Annotated in this window: 24 protein-coding genes; 14 read left to right on the forward strand and 10 right to left on the reverse strand. The window is 34.2% G+C overall.

Annotation, left to right across the window (positions count from 1 at the left end; translation table 11 throughout):
* Nucleotides 1-70: 70 nt before the first annotated feature.
* Genes RHO11_10525 through RHO11_10540 form a run of 4 tightly spaced genes read right to left on the reverse strand, consistent with a single transcriptional unit; the run spans nt 71 to nt 2,113 of the window.
* Nucleotides 71-322 (reverse strand): acyl carrier protein, encoded by a 252-nt coding sequence (locus RHO11_10525; GenBank protein ID WVD60915.1) that lies wholly within the window; start codon nt 320-322, stop codon nt 71-73.
* A gap of 19 nt (nt 323-341) precedes the next feature.
* Complete coding sequence (locus RHO11_10530) at nt 342-596, reverse strand: phosphopantetheine-binding protein (GenBank protein WVD62888.1); 255 nt, start codon at nt 594-596, stop codon at nt 342-344.
* A gap of 12 nt (nt 597-608) precedes the next feature.
* On the reverse strand, nt 609-1,394 hold the full coding sequence (locus tag RHO11_10535; protein WVD60916.1) for a lysophospholipid acyltransferase family protein: 786 nt from the start codon (nt 1,392-1,394) through the stop codon (nt 609-611).
* Nucleotides 1,391-2,113, reverse strand: coding sequence for a beta-ketoacyl synthase chain length factor (locus RHO11_10540; protein ID WVD60917.1), 723 nt, complete (start codon nt 2,111-2,113; stop codon nt 1,391-1,393). The genes RHO11_10535 and RHO11_10540 overlap by 4 nt, the downstream gene beginning before the upstream one ends.
* A 199-nt stretch (nt 2,114-2,312) precedes the next feature.
* Between RHO11_10540 and RHO11_10545 the strand changes: the two genes are divergently transcribed.
* Genes RHO11_10545 through RHO11_10555 form a run of 3 tightly spaced genes read left to right on the forward strand, consistent with a single transcriptional unit; the run spans nt 2,313 to nt 4,437 of the window.
* Entirely contained in the window at nt 2,313-3,398 is a 1,086-nt protein-coding gene (locus RHO11_10545) for a class I SAM-dependent methyltransferase (protein ID WVD60918.1), read from the forward strand.
* Between the two features lie 38 nt (nt 3,399-3,436).
* On the forward strand, nt 3,437-3,835 hold the full coding sequence (locus RHO11_10550; GenBank protein ID WVD60919.1) for a hypothetical protein: 399 nt from the start codon (nt 3,437-3,439) through the stop codon (nt 3,833-3,835).
* 44 nt (nt 3,836-3,879) lie between these two features.
* Entirely contained in the window at nt 3,880-4,437 is a 558-nt protein-coding gene (locus tag RHO11_10555; protein ID WVD60920.1) for an IS6 family transposase, read from the forward strand.
* A 212-nt stretch (nt 4,438-4,649) separates the two neighbouring features.
* Here RHO11_10555 and RHO11_10560 read toward each other — a convergent pair whose 3' ends face one another.
* Complete coding sequence (locus tag RHO11_10560) at nt 4,650-5,420, reverse strand: DeoR/GlpR family DNA-binding transcription regulator (GenBank protein ID WVD60921.1); 771 nt, start codon at nt 5,418-5,420, stop codon at nt 4,650-4,652.
* Between the two features lie 169 nt (nt 5,421-5,589).
* On the opposite strand from RHO11_10560, the gene RHO11_10565 reads away from it, so the two are divergent.
* From RHO11_10565 to RHO11_10615, 11 genes are all read left to right on the forward strand, one after another.
* Entirely contained in the window at nt 5,590-6,285 is a 696-nt protein-coding gene (locus tag RHO11_10565) for a ribulose-phosphate 3-epimerase (GenBank protein WVD60922.1), read from the forward strand.
* 21 nt (nt 6,286-6,306) lie between these two features.
* The gene (locus RHO11_10570; GenBank protein WVD60923.1) at nt 6,307-7,524 is read left to right on the forward strand and encodes a mannitol-1-phosphate 5-dehydrogenase; all 1,218 of its coding nucleotides are present in this window, start codon (nt 6,307-6,309) and stop codon (nt 7,522-7,524) included.
* A gap of 3 nt (nt 7,525-7,527) precedes the next feature.
* Nucleotides 7,528-7,953, forward strand: a complete 426-nt coding sequence (locus RHO11_10575) for a PTS sugar transporter subunit IIA (GenBank protein WVD60924.1) — start codon at nt 7,528-7,530, stop codon at nt 7,951-7,953.
* Nucleotides 7,954-7,965: 12 nt separating this feature from the next.
* Nucleotides 7,966-9,375, forward strand: a complete 1,410-nt coding sequence (locus RHO11_10580) for a PTS mannitol transporter subunit IICB (GenBank protein ID WVD60925.1) — start codon at nt 7,966-7,968, stop codon at nt 9,373-9,375.
* Between the two features lie 11 nt (nt 9,376-9,386).
* On the forward strand, nt 9,387-9,947 hold the full coding sequence (hxlB, locus tag RHO11_10585) for a 6-phospho-3-hexuloisomerase (GenBank protein WVD60926.1): 561 nt from the start codon (nt 9,387-9,389) through the stop codon (nt 9,945-9,947).
* A 123-nt stretch (nt 9,948-10,070) separates the two neighbouring features.
* Nucleotides 10,071-10,781 (forward strand): IS6 family transposase, encoded by a 711-nt coding sequence (locus RHO11_10590; protein ID WVD60927.1) that lies wholly within the window; start codon nt 10,071-10,073, stop codon nt 10,779-10,781.
* Between the two features lie 40 nt (nt 10,782-10,821).
* The gene (locus RHO11_10595) at nt 10,822-11,079 is read left to right on the forward strand and encodes a hypothetical protein (protein ID WVD60928.1); all 258 of its coding nucleotides are present in this window, start codon (nt 10,822-10,824) and stop codon (nt 11,077-11,079) included.
* Between the two features lie 505 nt (nt 11,080-11,584).
* The gene (locus RHO11_10600; GenBank protein ID WVD60929.1) at nt 11,585-13,921 is read left to right on the forward strand and encodes an autotransporter domain-containing protein; all 2,337 of its coding nucleotides are present in this window, start codon (nt 11,585-11,587) and stop codon (nt 13,919-13,921) included.
* Nucleotides 13,922-14,269: 348 nt separating this feature from the next.
* Nucleotides 14,270-14,854 (forward strand): IS6 family transposase, encoded by a 585-nt coding sequence (locus RHO11_10605; GenBank protein WVD62889.1) that lies wholly within the window; start codon nt 14,270-14,272, stop codon nt 14,852-14,854.
* A gap of 144 nt (nt 14,855-14,998) precedes the next feature.
* Nucleotides 14,999-15,805: an SDR family oxidoreductase gene (locus tag RHO11_10610; protein WVD60930.1), complete on the forward strand. Its 807-nt coding sequence runs from the start codon at nt 14,999-15,001 to the stop codon at nt 15,803-15,805.
* A 143-nt stretch (nt 15,806-15,948) separates the two neighbouring features.
* On the forward strand, nt 15,949-16,659 hold the full coding sequence (locus RHO11_10615; GenBank protein WVD60931.1) for an IS6 family transposase: 711 nt from the start codon (nt 15,949-15,951) through the stop codon (nt 16,657-16,659).
* Between the two features lie 62 nt (nt 16,660-16,721).
* On the opposite strand, the gene RHO11_10620 is transcribed toward RHO11_10615, so the two are convergent.
* From RHO11_10620 to dhaM, 5 genes are all read right to left on the reverse strand, one after another.
* Nucleotides 16,722-17,447 carry an oligogalacturonate-specific porin KdgM family protein gene (locus tag RHO11_10620; GenBank protein WVD60932.1) on the reverse strand — a complete coding sequence of 242 codons (726 nt, stop codon included), beginning with the start codon at nt 17,445-17,447 and terminating at the stop codon, nt 16,722-16,724.
* Nucleotides 17,448-17,578: 131 nt separating this feature from the next.
* Nucleotides 17,579-18,973, reverse strand: coding sequence for a glycoside-pentoside-hexuronide (GPH):cation symporter (locus RHO11_10625; protein ID WVD60933.1), 1,395 nt, complete (start codon nt 18,971-18,973; stop codon nt 17,579-17,581).
* Nucleotides 18,974-19,060: 87 nt separating this feature from the next.
* A complete protein-coding gene (locus RHO11_10630; GenBank protein ID WVD60934.1) occupies nt 19,061-20,524 on the reverse strand; it encodes an MFS transporter in 1,464 nt (487 codons plus the stop codon).
* Between the two features lie 159 nt (nt 20,525-20,683).
* Entirely contained in the window at nt 20,684-21,931 is a 1,248-nt protein-coding gene (locus tag RHO11_10635; GenBank protein ID WVD62890.1) for an AGE family epimerase/isomerase, read from the reverse strand.
* A 75-nt stretch (nt 21,932-22,006) separates the two neighbouring features.
* Nucleotides 22,007-22,387, reverse strand: a complete 381-nt coding sequence (dhaM, locus tag RHO11_10640) for a dihydroxyacetone kinase phosphoryl donor subunit DhaM (protein ID WVD60935.1) — start codon at nt 22,385-22,387, stop codon at nt 22,007-22,009.
* Between the last annotated feature and the right edge of the window lie 5 nt (nt 22,388-22,392).

The following is a 22,392-nucleotide window of genomic DNA, read 5'->3' on the forward strand; positions in this document are numbered from 1 at the left end:
ATTAGTGGTTATTTTAATAATTAACTTGAGAGTATGCATGTTCATAAGTAGTTAAGGAATCTAATCAGGACTAATGACTACCATTAACTAAAGTGTTCACCGCTTCTACAACGTCTTGTACGGTTCTGACTGACTTAAATGTTTCTGGATCGACTTTTTTACCAATCTTTTTTTGTAAGTGAACAACTAAATCGACTGCATCTATGCTATCAAGATCGAGTTCTTCAAATAGTTTTGATTCTGGTTTGATATCTTCAGGAGAAAGTTCAAAAAGTTGTACAAGTGCAGATTGTATTTCATTAAAAATTTGTTGCCTATCCATGGAGTGTTCCTGTGATTATTTATTGCTGTGAATCGATAAAATTTGCTAGTGTGGTAATTGAATAAAAAATTTGTTTAGTTTCTTCACTTTCTGCGGATAAAACGGTGCCATAGCGGTTTTTTATTGCCAGACCAAGTTCTAATGCATCTATGGAGTCCAGACCTAGACCTTCACCAAATAGCGGTGCATCAGTTTCAATATCATCAGGTGTAATTTCTTCTAAATTAAGTACATCAATAATGAGTGTTTTTAAATCATTATGCAGTTGGTTCATCATTTCCTCGATTTATACTATATTATTATTTTCATGCTCACTGAGTTTTAAAGTTAAATACTGCGTCAATTTTCGAGCTGAAATAGTGATATTATTATCACTAAAGTTTTTAATTGCAAGTTTTTCACCAATAGTGATATTAAAAGTCGGTTTGGTTACGGGCATATCATACCACTTTTGGTTTTTACGTAGAATTGGTGGATAGCATTCAATATGAATGATTCTAATATCAACTTGACAACGTAATGCGATATTTGCTGCACCTCTTTGTAAAGAAAGCGCTTCGTTGGGCACGCTACGTGTACCCTCAGGAAAAATTAAAATCCGACCACCAGAAGCTAAGGTTTCGTTACAATAGGGTAACATTTTACTTGCTTCGCTGTTGACGACATAACCAGCTGCTTTAATAATATCGCGAACAAAAACATTTTTTAATAACGACTCTTTTACGATACAGTCACAGCGAGGCATTACCGATGCTAATAGTACAACATCTAATAAAGAGGGATGGTTTGCAATAATTAAGCAACTTCTATCTTGTTTTAGCTTATCCAAGCCTGTAAAACGATAATCAATCGCTCTTAGCGATCTAAGAATCCATAAAAAAAAGGAAAAACTTACGCTAATACTATATTGTGCAATAATATTACGGCGATTTTTATTCCTGACAAATATTCTCAGCAAGTTAAACCATAATGTTGAGAGAATGAGCAAGCCACCAAGTCCAAATAAGATAAACCCCAGTGCTGTTGCTAATATTCTCCATAATTGCTTGAGTTTACTATATAACATTTTCATTCGTGGTTAATTGTCCATTGCCAGTCGTGAAAATAGCCTTGTAACATAAATGTTTGTTTTTTACTTAAAAAACCATGTAAGAATGCTAAAGATTGAGGATATTGTGTTTGATACTGAGGCGAATACTTTTTGGTTGCCTCAATAGAGATGGTATTGCCTGGAGTTAAAATTATCCCCATTGCATAAGCTGATACACTTGAATTGACCTGTGTTTGATATATATTAGGAAGTGAACCATCAAAATCAATTAATAAAATACGGTTATATCCTTGTTTTAATAATGCTTGAGCTTCAATTAAACCTTGTTGAAATCCATCTCGATTAGCTGAGATTGAGCTGATAGGTATCGCTTGCTTAGCTATAATGGTTAACAATCCTGATGCGGTATTATGTACAGAGAGTGCAAAGTCAGTCGGTGAGACATCAACATGATTGTTTAATGTTGTGAGAATTTTATAGGTTCTTTCCAACTCACCATGACGGCTGATAAAAATTGCGAAATCAATCTTAGTTTCATTAATAAGTTCTAAGCCGACATCAACTGCAAGACGAGATGGCTCGCTCATTCGTCGCGCTTGCATCATTGGAATCCTTTGTGATTTAGGTAGAGGAAGCATCCAATCATGATTTTCATTATGTGACCACGTTAGCCAATCATTTTGATTCGCTAAACCAGCGGATAGTGCATACCACTTTTCAAGAGAGAAGGACAATTTCACAGTAATTATTATTTCAATATAGCATCATTTGCTAAACATTATATCGTCTATTAATTTTATTGCCAAAAAATAAAAAATAATTGGCATCATTGACGTTAAATATTATGCTATATTCGCTCTTCACTGTAGCGATAAAAATATGGCGTAAGAAGTACGTTGTATCCTTAAAATAAGTATATTGAGATATAAGGAAAGTAATTTGTACAACAAGGAATATATCAAATATGGGTATAACAAAGAGGTTTATACTGCATTAGAGGCTATTACCGAAGCTCAAAAAATCGCATTTTCACCCATTTTATTTCAAGCTGTTATTTGCATGCGTAATAAGGGTATTTTTGCATATTTGGATCGGCAGGGGGAAAAGGGGGCGACGATTGACGATATTTGTGACAATGTTGCATTATCGACTTATGGTATTCAGTTATTATTAGATGTTGCACTGAGTATGCATATTATTTATCTGAGAGATCAATGTTACGTTTTAGGGAAAGTCGGACATTTTTTGTTACATGATAAAATGACTCAAATTAATTTAGATTTTACTCAAGATGTTTGCTACCAAGGCATGTTTCATCTAGAAGAGGCGCTAGAAAAAGGTACTCCAGCGGGATTAAAAGTATTTGGTGATTGGTCGACAATTTACCCAGCATTGAGTCAATTACCAGACAAACCAAAAAACAGTTGGTTTGATTTTGATCATTTCTATTCTGATAGTGCTTTTCCGCCCGCATTTAATTATATTAAAAAATTAAATCCTCAACATATTTATGATGTTGGGGGGAATACGGGTAAATGGGCATTATATTGTGCGAAAAATCTGCCTAACGTTGACATTACTATATTGGATTTGCCAGAGCAGATTGAATTGGCAAAAAATAATATTAATGAAGCGGGATTTGAATCGAGAATTTCAGGATATTCTGTTAACTTATTAACTGCAGAGACTTTACCTGCTCAAGCAGATCTGTGGTGGATGAGCCAATTTCTTGATTGTTTTAGTGAAGAACAAATTATGCAGATTTTATCATTGATTTATCGTAGTATGAAGAAAGATACAGTAGTATGTATCATGGAAATATTTTGGGATCGGCAACCGTTTGAAGCTGGAGCACTTAGTTTGAATGCTTCATCGCTTTATTTTACGTGTTTAGCTAATGGTAATAGTCGTTTTTATCATTCTAAGGTATTTTATCGGTGTTTAAGTCAGGTAGGTTTTCATGTTGAGCAAGATATTGATGGTCTGGGTTTGGGCCATACTTTGCTTATATGTAAAAAGCGTTAAATTACAATAATTAATCTTATTTAAAGGAGCAAGTAATAATGAAGTTTTTGAAAATTGTATTATCCGTGATGTTTGCTGTTGTATTATTTGGGTGTTCTTCTAAATATCAAGAACCGCAACAATTTAATACACCTGTAACTGGGCTAACAAAAGAGCAGGTAAAAGCCGCGATTCTTGGTGCAGGAACAACGGACGATGCAACGTTTGGTGTATGGAAGATGAAGGTTATTGATAATAACACTATTGAGGGAACATTATTCAACCGTGGTTACGAAGCGGTAGTTAGTATTCCATATAGTGCTAAAGGATATGAAATTAAATATGTATCAGCAAGCGATAATTTAAAAGATAAAGCAGGTCATATCCATCGTAATTATAATCGTTGGGTGAATAACTTAAATGTTAAAATTCAACAAAATATATTTATAAAAAAATAGGATAGGGACTGTTAAGTTAACTATTCTTTTGTATAATTATACATATGAATACTTTAAAAATCTATCAACGACATCGTTATCCAGCATCTATTATTAGCCACTGCGTGTGGCTATATTATCGGTTTACTTTAAGCTATCGCGATATCGAATTAATCATGATGAAAAAAGATATTTCTGTTACTTATGAATCCATTCGTTACTGGTGCATTAAATTCGGTAAACTTTATGCAAAACGAATTAAAAAAACGAAACGTTATGGTGATTATATTTATATGGATGAAGTATTTTGTAAAATTAAGGGTAAACGTGTTTATTTATGGCGTGCCGTTGATCAAGATGGTCAAACGATTAATGTATTAGTTCAAGAAAAAAGAGATAGCAAAGCAGCAACTAAATTTATTAAAAAAGTCCGAAAGAGCATGCAAAAAACCGTTTCAAAAGTCGTTACTGATAAACTAAAAAGTTATATTAAACCGATAAAAACTTTACTTTCAAGTACGCCTCATGTAACTCAGCAATATGCTAATAACAGAGCAGAAAACTCACACCAAGCAACAAGGCTTAGAGAGAAGAAAATGCGTAAATTTAAATCGTTAAAATAAGCACAATTATTCTTATCGTGCTTTGGTAATATTTATGATCATTTTAATTGTGCAAGGCACTTATGCTCAGCTAAAGCCTTTCGTATTTTAGCTGAACGTCGATTTAAAGAATGGGTCACTATTACCCAAACTGCGCCTAAAATTCAAAATTAGAGTTTAACTGTCAAATTAAGATATATTGTTAAAAGTTAATTTGACAGTGCCGTAAATACTCATACCTCAATAACTTGCGTGAATTTTTGTAAGCGTTTTATATCTTTTCTATTCGCGTTTTTATCTGTTATTAATAAGTCTATTTTGCTCCAATCACTAAAAGTAAACAATCCTGAATGATTAAATTTACTACTATCAGCGAGAACAATTACTTTATCCGCTTTTTCTACTATTTTAGATTTTATACCAGATTCTTCAAATGATGCGGTACATGGACCAGTTGTATTTTTAAAGGCATCAGAGCCAAGAAATGCCAACTCGGGTTGGATACTATCAATTATTTGTAAAGTCCAATTACCTACAATGCAGTGGCTTTGTTCTTTTAACCTACCACCTAATATATAAATGTTATTATCACTCTCTGACAACATATTTACTACTGGTATTGAATTTGTAAATATATTCATATTTTTTTTGTTAGCTAAAAGTTTTGCTAAAAAATAATTAGTCGTTCCTGAATCAATAAAGAATGATGCATTATCTGGAATCAATGATAATGCATAGTTTGCGATAGCTTTTTTATTTTCCGAATTCTCTAATTCCTTAATTGACAATGGTTTTTCCACTGACATCCTAAGAGACTGTTCATTGATAATTGCGCCTCCATGGCTTTTTTTAATGATTCCTTTTTTATCTAAAAAAATTAAATCTTTTCGAATTGTTTCAGTGGATACTTTAAATACTTTTGCCAATTCTCCGACTTTAATATTTTCGCGTGATGCAATTAATTGTGCAATTTTATTACGCCTATACTCTGTAATCGATTCCATATACTTATCCTAACTTATTTTCATGTCATTAATATAACATAAGTTCAAATTTTAATAATGTGAATTTTATCACATATAAGTCCAAATCATTCGCAATTCATATTGAATTAAGTTTGGATTAATGATTAAATGAAGTTGTGATATTCAATTTAAATATAGAGGCAATAGAATGGTAAATAAGAAAATAATACTATCCCCATCGGTTATGTGTTCAGATTTAACGGCGTTAAAAGAAGGGATTTCTGAGTTGGAAAAGGTTGGGATTACAGATCTTCATGTTGATGTTATTGATGGTGCATTTAGCCCTGCAATGCCGTTAGGGATCGATACGATTAAAAAAGTTCGAGACATTACTGATATGAATCTCGATATTCATATGATGACCACTAATAATGAATTTTTCATTACTGAAATGTTAAATATCGGCGTACAAAGTATTAGCTTTCATGTTGAAACCAGTTTACACGTAGATCGCCATATTAATATGATCAAGAAAAAAGGAGTTAAAGTTGGTTTAGCACTTAATCCAGCAACCTCACTATCTGTATTGGATTACACATTACCGCTATGTGATTATGTCCTTTTAATGTTGATTAATCCTGGTTTTGCAACCGACAAAAACGAACAACAAGTACCATACGCGCTTCAGAAAATTAAAGACCTATCGAATTTAATCCAAAGTAAATCGTTATCAACATCTATTCAAGCTGATGGGAGAGTATCATTGGAATCAATTCCTAATTTACTTAAAGCTGGTGCTGATAACCTAGTATTAGGTAGTACAAGTTTATATCGCTCAGGTCGTACGTTACTCGAAAATAAACAATATATTGATCAACTAATTAGTGATTTTCAGCGCGGTTAATAACTTGTTTGGAGATAAATTATGAATGTAGTTCACTTTGGAGCAGGTAATATTGGTAGAGGATTAATTGGTTATATCCTTTCTCTCAATAATTGTAATATTTGCTTTTTTGATGTGAATAATAGTGCGGTTGATCAATTGAATAATGATAAATCTTATTCGATTGAAATACTAAACGATCCAACGAATATCGTGACGATCAAAAATATATCTGCATTAGCGTGCGGTAATATATCTGATGAATTAATTAATAAATTCTTAGATGCAGATTTAGTCACAACATCGGTAGGAATTAATAATCTATCAAAAATTGCGCCTGTCTTATTACAGTTAATTAATGAAAGAGTTAAAGCGAGAAAAAGTATTGATATCATCGCAAATGAAAATGCAATTAATGCAAGTTCATTACTTGCTGATGAAATTAAAAAATTAACAGCTGAGAGTGAATTTACTCAGTTAAATAAATATTGTTCATTTGTTAATTCAGCAATTGATAGGCAATCACTTACCGCTCAGCATAATGGTAAACCAATCACTGCTGTCGAGCCATTTTTTGAATGGGTTATTAATAATTCAGAATTATTAAATAAAGATTTACTGAATCTACAATCAGTTAAATTTGTTCCTGAGCTAAAACCTTATATAGAGAAAAAACTCTATATTGTAAATTTAGGTCATTGTGCCGCAGCTTATTTAGGTCAATTTGTCGGTAAATCAACGATTCTCGATACTTTAATGATACCTAGCTTTAAAGCTTTTATTCGCGAAACAATGAAGCAATCGGCAACTTACTTAACTAAACAATACTCATTTTCAAACGATGAGCTTTTAGATTATATCGATAATACTCTGGCAAGATTTTCTAATCCTCATTTGGTTGATGCGGTAACTCGAGTTGGTGGTTCTCCTATCAGAAAATTAGGTAATAACGAGCGCATTATTGGACCTTTGCAACAGCTTTATCGTCACAATCTGCCATATCAACATCTAGTTGTAATCGCAGCGCTAGCTTTATGTTTTGATGTGAAAGAAGATGAGCAATCGCAAAAAATTCAATCGATGATCCGTGAAAACAAGATTGAGGATATTATTCGACAATTAACAGGATTAACTGAAGATACATTAGTAAATGATATTGCTCAAAAATATTTAGACCTAAAAAATTTAGTTGCATCTAATCAGCAATTAAATGGCAATTTAACAGATGCCATTACATCATTTTTAAATATTGAAGGATAAATTATGATTAAAAGTCAAATTGCAGAACGTATCATTATTTCAGATGAAAATCTGAACTGGCAAGAATCAATTCAACTGGCTTCTCAACAACTAATTGATGAAGGTGCGATTTCACCACAATATGTTGAAGATATGATCTTAAATGTTGAAAAAAATGGTTCTTATATTGTGCTTGTTCCGTATATTGCGCTTCCTCACGCACGTAGTAATGGGAATGTATTTAAAACATCAATCTCTTGCCTAAAATTAACGAATCCTGTGATGTTCCCTGATGAACAGCCAGTCAGTGTTTTTTTCGTTTTAGCAACAAATGATGATTCACATTTAGATATTTTAGGTGATTTCGCTGATGTTTTAAGTGAAAAAGAGAAAGTTGAACAATTAAAAGAAGCCAAAACTAAACAAGATATTTTAGCTGTTTTTAATTAATTCGGAGGAATTATGAGCACTAATGCAATACAGAAAAAAGTCTCGATCAGGGCTAGAATCCAAGCCATGGGCGGATTTTTAACAAATATGGTTTTACCTAATATTGGCGCATTTATCGCTTGGGGTATTTTAACTGCATTATTTATCCCAACTGGTTGGTTACCAAATGAATATCTAGGTAAATTGGTTGGGCCAACCATTATTAACTTATTACCTCTGTTACTAGCCTATTCTGGTGGTTATATGATTGCCAAAACACGTGGCGCAGTAATGGGAACAATCGGAACAATGGGCCTTATTATTGGTTCAAGTATCCCAATGTTTTTAGGCGCGATGATTATTGGACCTCTAGGTGGATATATCATCAAAAAAGTAGACAATGTTGTTGAAAAGAAAACGCCTTCTGGTTTTGAAATGGTAATTAACAATTTCACAATCGGCATCTTTGGTTTCTTATTAATGATTCTATCGTATGTTGTTATTGGACCAACAATTGAAGAAGCCAATCAACTAATTACTAAAGGAATTACAGCATTAGTTGCAACGGGCGGTTTACCATTCTTATCAATTATTAATGAACCAGCCAAAGTTCTCTTTTTAAATAATGTAATTGACCAAGGTATTTATTACCCATTGGGTATGCAACAAACATTAGAGCATGGTAAATCAATCTTCTTTATGGTTGCATCAAATCCTGGCCCAGGACTTGGACTATTATTAGCTTACACTTTCTTTGGTAACACTATTGCAAGACGTACAGCACCAGGTGCAGCTATCATTCACTTCTTTGGTGGGATCCATGAGTTATATTTCCCATATGTATTAATGAAACCAATTACAATTATTGGGATGATCCTTGGCGCAATGGCTGGCATTATCACATTCCAAGTATTTGATGTAGGTTTAGTTGCTGGTCCAAGTCCTGGATCAATCTTTGCCTACTTAGCATTAACGCCAAAAGGTAATTTTATCGGTGTAATTGCTGGTGTAACGATTGCGGCAGTGGTTTCATTCCTTGTTACAGTATTTATCTTAAAAGTAACGAAAGAGCCAGAAGCAGATGCTGACGATCTACATGATTACATTGAAAAATCACAAAAAATGAAAGCTGAAGGTAAAAGTTTATTGAAAAAACAAGAAATAAACAAAATCTCTTTTGCTTGTGATGCAGGAATGGGGTCAAGTGCAATGGGAGCTTCTGTATTTAGGAAAAAACTAGCTAAAAACAATATTGATGGTATTGAAGTCAAACACTATCGAATTGAAGATATACCAAAAGATTCAGATATTATCGTTATTCATAAAAATCTAGCTGACAGGCTAAAAATGACCGAATTAGATGGTTCAATCATTGAGATATCGAGTTATATCGATGATCCAAATATTGAAGAAATGCTTAACAATCTGATAAAAAATAAATAATAGGAGCTTGTATGTTAGATTCAACTTTTAATGTAAATAGTAAAAAAATCGTCCAAGAATTAGATGCCGTATTAAGTAGCATTGATGCAGAACAAATTAATCAACTAATTAGCCAATTATTAACCGCTGAAAAAGTATTCATTATTGGCGTTGGTCGTGTATATGTTTCATTATCAGCGATGGCAAAAAGATTAAACCATTTGGGTATAAAAACATGGATGGTTGGTGATATCAATGAGCCTCCAATTACAGATAAAGATTTATTATTGGTCGGTTCAGGCTCTGGTGAATCATTATTTCCTAAAAATATCGCATTATGTGCGAAAAAATATAATGCTAAAATTGCACATTTAACATCATCACCGCAAAGTACAATTGCACAAATGGCTGATGTAGTCGTTGATTTTCACTGTAATTCTAAATCAGGCAATGGAATTGCAACTATTCAACCAATGACTACATTATTTGAACAATCATTATTACTATTCGGTGATTTAATTTGCCTTGAGTTAGTTCGCCAAAAAGGATTAACGCTAGAAGAAGTTGCTAAAAATCATGCTAATTTAGAATAATTATTTATTTTTACTTAAAGCTCTAAATGTTTATGTTTAGGGCTTTTTTTATGCTTAACAGGTATTAATATCTTAATTGGTACGGCACTGTCAAGTTAACCTATCTTTTGTATAATCATACAGATGAATACTAATAAAATCTATCAACGCCATCGTTATCCCGCATCTATTATTAGCCATTGTGTCTGGTTATATTATCGCTTTACATTAAGTTATCGTGATATTGAACTCATCATGATGAAAAAAGGGATATCTGTTACGTATGAATCCATTCGTTATTGGTGTATTAAATTCGGTAAACTTTATGCAAAACGAATTAAAAAAGTTAAGCGCTATGGTGATTATGTTTATATGGATGAGGTATTTTGTAAAATTAACGGTAAACGTGTCTATTTGTGGCGAGCAGTTGATCAAGATGGTCAAACCATTGATGTGTTAGTTCAAGAAAAAAGAGATAGCAAAGCAGCAACTAAATTTATTAAAAAAGTCCGAAAGAGTATGCAAAAACCCGTTTCAAAAGTCGTTACTGATAAACTAAAAAGTTATATTAAACCGATCAAAATATTACTTTCAACTACACCTCATCTTACTCAACAATATGCTAATAACAGAGCAGAAAACTCACACCAAGCAACAAGGCTTAGAGAGAAGAAAATGCGTAAATTTAAATCGTTAAAACAAGCACAATTATTCTTATCGTGCTTTGGTAATATCTATGATCATTTTAATTGTGCAAGGCACTTATGCTCAGCTAAAACCTTTCGAATTTTAGCTGAACGTCGATTTAAAGAGTGGGGCGCTATTACCCAAGTTGTACCTGAATTTCAAAATTAGGGATTAAATGTCAAATTAAGATTTGTGTGAAAAAGTTAATTTGACAGTACCTACTCAACAATATGCTAATAACAGAGCAGAAAACTCACACCAAGCAACAAGGCTTAGAGAGAAGAAAATGCGTAAATTTAAATCGTTAAAACAAGCACAATTATTCTTATCGTGCTTTGGTAATATCTATGATCATTTTAATTGTGCAAGGCACTTATGCTCAGCTAAAACCTTTCGAATTTTAGCTGAACGTCGATTTAAAGAGTGGGGCGCTATTACCCAAATTGCGCCTAAAATTCAAAAATAGGGATTAAATGTCAAATTTAAATTCATTCTTAAAAGTTAATTTGACAGTACCAGTCATTCAAACAAGCACAATTATTCTTATCGTGCTTTGGTAATATCTATGATCATTTTAATTGTGCTAGGCATTTATGCTCAACTAAAACCTTTCGAATTTTAGCTGAACGTCGATTTAAAGAGTGGGGCGCTATTACCCAAGTTGCGCCTGAATTTCAAAATTAGGGATCAAATGTCAAATTAAGATGTATTGTTAAAAGTTAATTTGACAGTGCCTTAACAAGTAATTTATCATTTGGACAATGGCCTAATGCATTTAATAGATGCAGGATAACGATGCCGCCGATAGATTTTATTTGTATTCATCTATATGATTATACTAAAAAAAAGTTAACTTGACAGTGCCTTACAGTATAAATTTTATTTATTTTGCTCTATATAATATTCTTAATAATTAACAGTAAAGCACATCATTGTTTTAGTATTAATAATCTTTACTTATAAGGAATTACATGAAAAAGCATTTTAAAAAAAGCATAATAGCAATATTAATCCCAGCATTAATGCCATTATTTGCGCAAGCATCGAATAGCATTAATATAGATAGTGATGGCAGTTTTGATATTTCTTCATCTCAAACCGATGGCAGTGAATGGCTTAACAACACCAATATCAATATTGTTAGCATGGACAGCTCAACACCTTTAAATTATATTGGTGATTTTATCTCAACAGATACAACAACGGGCAGTAATATTAACGAAAATAACGTTGTTGTCGCAAACGGAACACCCTCTAATTTAAACCGTATTTATGGCGGATATTGTCGTCATTCAGCTAATAATTGTCATGTGTTAAATACTGCAGTTATCTTGAATAAAAGTAGAGGACACGTAATTTATGGTGCGTTTGCTAACGATGATAATCCTGTTAACGCAGTAGGAAATGTCTATTTAAACAGTGCCAGTGCTTATGAAATTTACGGTGCTTTTGCTGATACGCCTTCCGACGTTGATGCATCCGCTACCGCAATAGGCGGTGTCTATTTAAATAATTCAACTTTTTCAAGTTCCATAATTGGTGCTCATGCAGCAGCAGGGAGTGAGGAAGACTTTAGTGCGACAGCAACAGCAATAGGACAAGTGTATTTAAAAAACTCAAGTGGTCGAGGAATAATTTTTGGTGTGTCAGCGTCCTCTCAAGGTACCTATAGCAATAATCTGACAACTAAAATAACAGCAGTGGGGAACGTATATATAGATAACTCACGTATTGATGGCAGTATTTCCGGAGTTTATGCTTCTGCGGCTTCAAATGATAGCTATACTAACGCAACAGGAAGTGTGTTTATTTACGGTGATTCAAAACTACAACGTGATTATGATGATGGCTCGGTAAATTATAATACAACATTGACGGCGGTTGATTTTTATCCTTCTGATTTCAAATACTACGATGTTTTTACTGGCAATACCCTATCCATAGCAAATGCGCCACTAACAGTGGCAATCGTGGATAGTTTTGAAAATTATCGATTTTACCTTAATGATTACAATAAACACGTGGTGGGATCTAATACTGCGCTTCTCAAAGTAACTGATTCGATTAGAAATATTGATACCTCAGTAAATGATGGCAATGATAATGCGGTTAAAACAGCTAACGTGTCGAATATTGAGCTTTCCGGCATATCGGGTAACGGTATAATAGGCAAAGGCCAATCAGTTATATTACTTGATGCAACGGATGCGGCATTACAACAGACATCTTATTCGGGAACGGTAGGATTAGAAACCATGTTTAATACTTCAGCGAATAATACCGTTAAAGTCGGGTTAGTCCGCAGTGCAGATATTTCTTATGAGATTAAAGATAAGACGATTATTGCTAAAATCGATGATATGAGAATCAATCCAGACGATGTTAACTTAAATGTAAAACCTTTAGCAGAAGGGCGCCTTGCTGCACTAGAAAATGTCACTAGAGGTTCAGATTTACTTATGAGCGTAATGGGTGAGCAAAAACCAGTCGGAACATTTACGCCAATCGCAGCAATTAATGGTGTGGTGAATAAATATAAAAGTGGCTCTCATGTTGATACGCGTGATTATCGAGTCATTATCGGCTCACAATATCAAGTAACTGAAAACTTATTTTTTGGTGTAACAACAGAGTATGGCCGTAGTAATTATGATACTTATAATGAGTTTGCTTCAGGTAAGGTAAAGGGGGATGGCAATACGTATAATTACGGCGTCTCTTTATTTAGTAAATTGCAAACAGCATTAGATACTGGTAATGAGATGTATATGGATGGCGCTATTCGATTTGGTCGTACCAGCACAGAGTTTCAATCTGGTGATATCGTGATGGGTAATGGCGATACCGCTCATTATAAGAGTAAAGTGAATTACTATGGTGTGAATTTAGGAACAGGTTTTATTTATCACATTAATGACAGTTCAAGTTTTGATTCTTCAATTCATTATTTATGGACGCGACTAGGTAGTGATAGTATTGTACTAGATAGTGATAACGTTGATTTCCAAAAAATGAACTCAACGCGATTCCAAGTGAAAGAGCAGTATAACTATCAATCTTCAGAAAATATAAAATTTACCTTAGCCGGTATTTATGAGTATGAACTTGATAGTGATTCCAACGCTACTGTCTCTGGAGTCGGTATTGATGCCCCAAGAGTAAAAGGTTCAACGGGGATTATGGAACTAGGTATTGTTGCTACGCCACTGGAAGGAAATAAAGATTTATCGCTTAACTTAAATGTTAGAGGCTATAGCGGTAAACGTGATGGTGCTAGTGCGGCGGTGATGGTTAAATACGATTTTTAATTACATCCTTTTCGCCACATCTACCAGAGGCTCTTATGAGCCTCTTTTGGGTACTGTCAAATTAACTTTTAAGAATGAATTTTAATTTGATATTTAATCCCTATTTTTGAATTTTAGGCGTAATTTGGGTAATAGCGCCCCACTCCTTAAATCAGGATAAAACAACAACGTATTATGTTGAGAGGTACTGTCAAGTTAACTTATCTTTTGTATAATCATACAGATGAATACTAATAAAATCTATCAACGATACCGTTACCATTCTTCGATTATTAGCCACTGCGTGTGGCTCTATTATTGGTTTACTTTAAGTTATCGAGATATTGAACTCATCATGAGAAAAAAGGGATATTTGTTACGTATGAATCCATTCGTTATTGGTGTATTAAATTCGGTAAACTTTATGCAAAACGAATTAAAAAAGTTAAGCGCTATGATGATTATGTTTATATGGATGAGGTCTTTTGTAAAATTAACGGTAAAGGTGTCTATTTGTGGCGAGCCGTTGATCAAGATGGTCAAACCATTGATGTGTTAGTTCAAGAAAAAAGAGATAGCAAAGCCGCTAATCGGTTTATTCAAAAGGTAAGAAAAAGCATTCAACAATCTGTTTTAAAAGTGGTTACTGATAAGCTAAAAAGTTATATTAAGCCTATCAAAACGTTACTTTTATCTACACCTCATATTACTCAGCAATATGTCAATAATCGAGCAGAAAACTCACATCAACCGACAAGGCTTAGAGAGAGGAAAATGCGTAAATTTAAATCGTTAAAACAAGCTCAATTATTCTTATCGTGTTTTGGTAATATCTATGATCATTTTAATTGTGCCAGGCATTTATGCTCAGCTAAAACCTTTCGAATTTTAGCTGAACGTCGATTTAAAGAGTGGGGCGCTATTACCCAAGTTGCGTCTGAATTTCAAAATTAGGGATTAAATGTCAAATTAAGATGTATTGTTAAAAGTTAATTTGACAGTGCTGGTCACTAAAACCACTGAAAAATTTGACAGTACCATATTTCATGATATGTTATTATCATTATAATGGCATATCTAATGTTTAAGGGGGTTTAAATGAAATCAGGTGTTTTTGAAAAATCATTTTTTGGTAAACTAGCTATAGTTACAGGTGGAGCATCCGGCATTGGTAAGAGTATAACTGAAATATTGTTAAGTTTAGGATGCAATGTAGTTGTTGTTGATTTTAATCAGGATAATTTAGATGCTTTAAAATTAGCTCATCATAACTCTAAACTTAGAACCGAAAAATTAGATGTTACGAATGAAGAGCATGTTAATCAATTGATTAACAATGTTAAACAATCAAATAAAAAAATTGATTATGCTTTTTTAGTTGCGGGGATTAGTAAGACAGGAAGTATTTATGAGCAAAATTCCTCAGATTGGAAAGCTACAATAGATGTTAATTTAATATCTAATTTTTACTGGCTTAAATATTTAGGCAATGTAATGAGGGAAGAAAAGAAAGGAAGTATTGTTGTTGTTGGCTCATTAAATTCTCACGTACCAATGCTGGGTGGATCTGCTTATGCCTCATCTAAAGCTGGTGTTGAAATGTTAGTTAAAAATGCTTCTATTGAAATGGCTCAAGACGGAATTAGAGTTAATTGTATTTTACCTGGTTTAACAGATACTCCGTTAACTCATAAAATAATGGAAGATAAAGTTAAAAAATCCGAATTTGATAGAGTTTGTCCTGAAAAAAGGTTTGCAACAGTTGATGAGATTGCTTGGCCTGCTATATTCTTAGCTAGTGATTTATCTTGCTATATGAATGGTTCTTCTTTAGTTGTTGATGGTGGATGGCAGAACACGGGATATGGAAATATTGATTATCGTTCATTTGTTATAACAAAATAGTAAAAAATGATTTTTATCTGTTAAGTTGTAAAACCTCGTCGTTCAGTGCGAGGATGTAAGGCTTAACGGATAAAATATCTCAGATTCAAGTATGAAGTGCAACGGTACTGTCAAGTTAACCTATCTTTTGTATAATCATACAGATGAATACTAATAAAATCTATCAACGACACCGTTACCATTCTTCGATTATTAGCCACTGCGTGTGGCTGTATTATCGGTTTACATTAAGTTATCGAGATATTGAACTCATCATGATGAAAAAAGGGATATCTGTTACCTATGAATCCATTCGTTATTGGTGTATTAAATTCGGTAAACTTTATGCAAAACGAATTAAAAAAGTTAAGCGCTATGGTGATTATGTTTATATGGATGAGGTCTTTTGTAAAATTAACGGTAAACGTGTCTATTTGTGGCGAGCCGTTGATCAAGATGGTCAAACGATTGATGTATTAGTTCAAGAAAAAAGAGATAGCAAAGCAGCAACTAAATTTATTAAAAAAGTCCGAAAGAGTATGCAAAAACCCGTTTCAAAAGTCGTTACTGATAAACTAAAAAGTTATATTAAACCGATCAAAATATTACTTTCAACTACACCTCATCTTACTCAACAATATGCCAATAACAGAGCAGAAAACTCACACCAAGCAACAAGGCTTAGAGAGAAGAAAATGCGTAAATTTAAATCATTAAAACAAGCACAATTATTCTTATCGTGCTTTGGTAATATCTATGATCATTTTAATTGTGCAAGGCATTTATGCTCAGCTAAAACCTTTCGAATTTTAGCTGAATGTCGATTTAAAGAGTGGGGCGCTATTACCCAAGTTGTACCTGAATTTCAAAATTAGGGATTAAATGTCAAATTAAGATTTATTCTAAAAAGTTAATTTGACAGTACCTTAAAGTCATACTACAGATTATAACGAACACCAATTCGGAATCTGTATTGTTCGCTATTTTTGCTCTTAACTCGATCAAGCCATGAAGCTTCAATATATGGCTTCCAATGCTTGTCGTAATTATAGGTTAATTTATTATTGATTTGCCAGTTGTAATCTTTGCCGTTAGCTGAATGAAAATCATTTACTCGGTAGAAATAATCCGGCTCAAGCGTATAATCAAAACTCTCATTGATGCGATAATTAAAATACATCACGATTTGGTGTGTATCATCTTTATCTTCTTTCTTATTTAAATCCATTGTGTCGTAATTACGATGGTTATAACGATAACGTGTTGTTACATTGAAATCATCCGTAAAACGATATTTAAAATCAACATAACCAGATACAGTTGATCCCGCACTTGTTGAAGTTAAAATTAATCCTGGTGCAATCGTAAATGCAGGTGTTATTTTAAATAGAGGATACCAACCTTCAAACTCATTCCAGCTATGAGAAAACTGATCAAATTTGCTCGTATTATAGGCATTAGTCACCATTAACCCAAGTCCATTGTCAAAATTATAACCTGCTTTAAATGCAGTTTCTGCTGTATCGGTGGCTGTAAAATAAGCTTGGCGTGCTTCAACCCATGCACCAGCTGCAAAACTTTGCATTGGTAAGGCTAAAAACCCAATTCCACTTAATGCAATTGCCATGGTTTTAATTAAATACGTTTTTTTTTGTACAATCATTATATCTGCCCTTACATAAATACTTGAAAATAGATTTTGTGTTTATCTCTCATTTTAGTGATGCGATTATAATCACACCACTAACGCTTATCGAAACTCTTTAATTAAATATTAAAGCAATATACACTTATTTATTGTTGTGAATTTCTTTTTGATAATTCACCAATCACTTGTTTATATTTCTCATTCCAAAGTGGGTAGTAGAAGTACATAACGAGCATAGTGACAATACTTAAAACGCCAGGGTAGATATAAATTAAACCACGAATACCAAGTAGTGCACTTTCTGATTGAATTACATTTGGCACATAACCAACAAATGCCAAAACAATACCAGGTATAAATCCAGCTAGTGCTGTCGATAATTTTCTGAAGAATGTATAAGAAGAATATACTAGACCTTCAGCCCGAATACCTGTTTTCCACTCGCCATACTCAACCGCATCAGAGATTAATGCCCAGTTAAGCGTGTTAATAAATGAGCTACCTAAGAATGCTAAAGAGGCAAAGGCAACAAAAGAAAAAGGTGAATCGACAAGGAAGAATGCGCTTAAATCAGCAACCGCCCAAATCACACAACCCGCAATATATAACCAAACTTTATCAACATATTTCACAAGGTTAGGAACAAGAATCGTACCGATAAATACCGCCCCAATTGCGAAGAATCCCATGTAAGGTATGATTGAGGTATCTTGTAATGTATATTGCGCAAAGTATATTTGAATCGCTAATTTCACGTTATACGCAGAGAAAGTGAAAATATTAACAATACAAAGAATAATTAATGGTCTGTTTTTTAATAAAGCACCATATGATTTTTTTAGGGCTGCTTTCGTTACTTTCTGTGCGGGTTTAACAACATAGTTTTCTTTAACGTTTTTAGCTGAAAGCATCACAAGAATTGCACCAACAAGGCCAAAGACACAAACCGCAACCAAGTAACCGGTTGACTCATTATCGAATATCCAAACAATTGGCATAAAAGCAACGGTTGCAATTAATAGCCCGAGCGTTCCCCCTGCTTGTCTAAATGACGCTAAAATGGTTCTTTCTTGCGAGTTTTTAGTCATCGCTGGCACAATAGAACCATAAGCAATGTTCCCTATTGAATAAACCGTACCAAATATCATGTAGCTTAGGTAAGCTAAAATAATTTTCCACGTTAATGAAAACTCAGGTATTGCAAACGTTGCAATGAGTAGTAGCGCTAGCGGAATCGCAGAATAGAATATAAACGGTCTAAATTTCCCATTTTTACCAATATTCATTCGACTATCAATCCAGGTACCAACAGAGATATCTGCAAACGCATCCCACACTTTGGCAACAAGGAATACGGAACCAGCCCAAACACTTGGTAGACCTAAATGGTCAGTATAGTATTTAAGTAAATACAACTGTCCCATATCGAATAAAAAGTTATAACCTGTATCACCTAGTCCATAAAAAATACGTTGTCTAACATTTGTCTTCATCGGTGTTAACGATTCTTGATTTTCTGAAACTGATATGTCTTTTGGCATAGTAGCCTCCTTAATTAAACTGCTATGTTACGTTTGATTCTATTTCAATACGGATAGTTCTTTACCCATGTGTTAGTCTGATGTGAATCAGCTCATCTGTTTTAGTTGTAAAATCACATCTTCATCTTCTTTATCTACTTCATTATCTAGAGGTTCCCATTTGATTAAGTAGCAAGTTAAAGAACCGATAAATGGAACAAGGGCTAATAAGTAAAATGCGGTAACTCCATATTTGTACCAAATTAATGGCCAGAAAATCACACCAGCAATACCGCCAATTCTTAAAACTGCATTAGTAAACCCAACGCCAGCCGCCCTAATACTTGGTGGGAAAGATAATGTTGCAATCGTAATCCCTAAACCAGCAGGACCAGCTGCATGAGAAAAGATCAAGGTCATTAAAAAGATAAGCGTGAGTAGCGCACTTGATTGACCTACAAACCCTAGCGCCAATAAAGATAGCATCGCAAAAACAAATCCAATCATACTTTGTCTTCTTGTGCCTAAATGGGCGATAAGAAGCGAGCCAATAACTGCACCAGTTAACCCCGCTAACATATTCACAGAAGCTGTGCCTAATAAAGAGGCAGATAAATCGCCAGCTAACATGCTAATTAAAATGACAGGTAAATAAGCCCCGACCGCGTTGTATTGCCATGACTGCATGGTTGCAATCACACAAGATAAAACGGTTCTTCTTAAATATTTTTTGGTAAATAAAATTTTGTACTGGGCAACTTTACTAATTTTTTGTTGTTTTTGCGCATCAGGAGAATGCTGATAAGCATCGAAATCTGAAGCAATATCAACATGAATTTTGTAACGTTTTTTGATGATATGATGGAGGTCATCTGTACGCTTGGTTCGAGCTGCCCAAATGGCTGACTCACCAATTAAACGATATCTCAAAACAAGCACTGCCACACCAAATAGCGCGCCAATAAAAAATGCCACTCGCCATAGTTTCATTTCACTAATATCAAGTTTGTACAAGGCAAAAAGTAATAAATAGACAAAAGTTGTGGTTAAAAACCAAACTACTTGCCATAAATTGACTGAGCTCCCTGATTTTTTCGATTTAGTGCCGGCAAGCTCTGCAACTGCGCTGGTTGATAATGGGAAATCAATCCCTAAACCCGTTCCCATCACAAGGAAAACAAAAAGCAAAATCCAAATATTAGTGACAAATGGCAGCATTAACGCGCCAAGTATCCATAGTCCAACCGAGAGTAAAAATGAGCGTTTTTGCCCGATTTTATCAACTGTTGATTGAGCAACTAAACCACCAACCATTAATCCCACAAAAAAAACAGAGTTCACTGTTGCACTAAATGTAGGCGAAACAGCAAATTCGGCCGCAATATATTTATTGGCAAAAGCCATGATGACCACTTGATAAGCATCAAGAAACACACCACTTAAAGCGAGAAAATAAATAAAGAAATGTCTTTTATTTTTAGGCGCGTGCTCATTGATAATATTAATCACATCTTGTGTGCTATTAATATTTAATAATCCTTTAGATTCATTAGTTTGCTTTGAAAGAATCATTGTTACCTCGGTAAATTTTGAGCAAAGAAATCCCGTTCTGCATAAAATACGATTTATCCAGTTTTAACTAAGTGTTTAATTCGGTTTTTTTATTGACTCGAACGCTACGCCAGTTGTTTTTGTTGGTAGAGAGATAAAATACCTCTCTACCCCTCAAACTTAATGTTCGTTTTTATCCAATAATCCAGCCGCTAATGCAGGGGCTAATCCTGGCGTTAAAGGCAGCCGTGGAATTACTAAACAATGTAATAAGTGATAAATATCTTGTTTACCATCCCACACTTTGTTAGAGACTTTGTTATTCGTATCAAGCTCTTGCCACCAAGACCCCGTTTCATAATCCATAAGATAGGTACGGCAATAATCCCAAAAACTTTGATAGTATTCTTCATATTTTGCCTCTTTAGTTACTTCATAAAGTGCGTAAGCAGTTCCCATTGCTTCGACGATAACCCAGCGAATTCTTTCACGTACAACTGGCTTACCATCCCAATCAACGCTATAGACAAAACCCGGTTTTCCATCAACTGACCAAGCATCACGAACACCTGCTGCAAATAAATTTTTAGCATCTTCAAGTAGCCAATCGGGTGTTTCCATCTTGTTAGCAAGTAGTGTTGCTCGAAGGTGTAACATTAAACGACCCCATTCAACCCAATGTCCAGGTGTTCCCCCGTAAGCTCTAAAATGGCTTGCTGGGCTTTCTTTGTTATAATCAAGCAGTGGCGTCCAATTAGAGTCAAAGTGTTCGTTAACACGGAAATGATTGTTTCTTGCTACATCATGAATAATGACAGAAGCAATTCTGATCGCACGATCTAACCATTTTTTATCTTTTGTTACATCATAAACAATAAGGAAGGCTTCAACTGCGTGCATGTTGGCATTACCGCCACGATAATCTTCCGTTTTGCTAAAAGCCTCATCCCAAGACTCTAAACACATTTGTTCTTTTTGGCTCCAGAAGAATTTTTCAATTACTTCGATGGCTTCATCAAGTAATGCTTTCGCTTTAGGACTTCCTGTTGTCGCCGCACTTGCAGCACCTAATAATACAAAAAAGTGTTGATACCCTTGTTTTGATGCATCAAGAACCGTTCCATCATTGACATCAACTTTGGCATACCAACCACCATGTTTTTTATCTTTCAATGGGCCATTTAAGGCATCAATACCATGTTCAACTAATTGAGCAGCGCCCGGTCTGCCCATTAAAGCCGCAATGGCATAAACGTGGATCATTCTGGCGGTAATCCAAAGCTGTGTGCCCATTTCTTCTCTGACTTTACCGTTATTACCAATCCATCCAAATCCTGTTGGAACAAATGCTTTTCGACCAAATTCAAAGATGCGATCTGTTTCAGTTTCTAACCAGCGATTATGCGCTTTTGTATTAATCCAACTCATCATATTGACTTACCTCTTATTTAAATTTTGTGAATTTATTTTTTAATCTTTTTTGAAATCTTAATTACCTATTCATTAAATGGACTTTAACTCTTCAAAAACTGACTGCAGACTTTGGCTCCCCTTTACTTGAACGGCTGCAATAAAAGCCCCTTCAACTAAAGCACAATCAACTAAATGCACTTTATCTCTCACTTCATCATCGAGCATATCGATGGCAGCTTCAGAACTTAATACGGCGCTTCCCATATCAGTGAAAACAAGAATGGCTTCATCTGCTTTGCGTGACTCAATTGTATTATAAATTGCAATAGGATCGGTACCTAAGCGCCCATCAGAAGTCCCTCCGACTGAAAAAATGGTGACCTGCTCCTGATTTAAAGCCATTTCATCAATCATCTCTTTTAAACCGTCTGTGATTTTTTTACTGTGAGAAACTAAAATGAAACTGATCATGTCCG

It is taken from the genome of Orbaceae bacterium BiB (assembly GCA_036251205.1).
Lineage (GTDB): Bacteria > Pseudomonadota > Gammaproteobacteria > Enterobacterales > Orbaceae > Orbus > Orbus mooreae.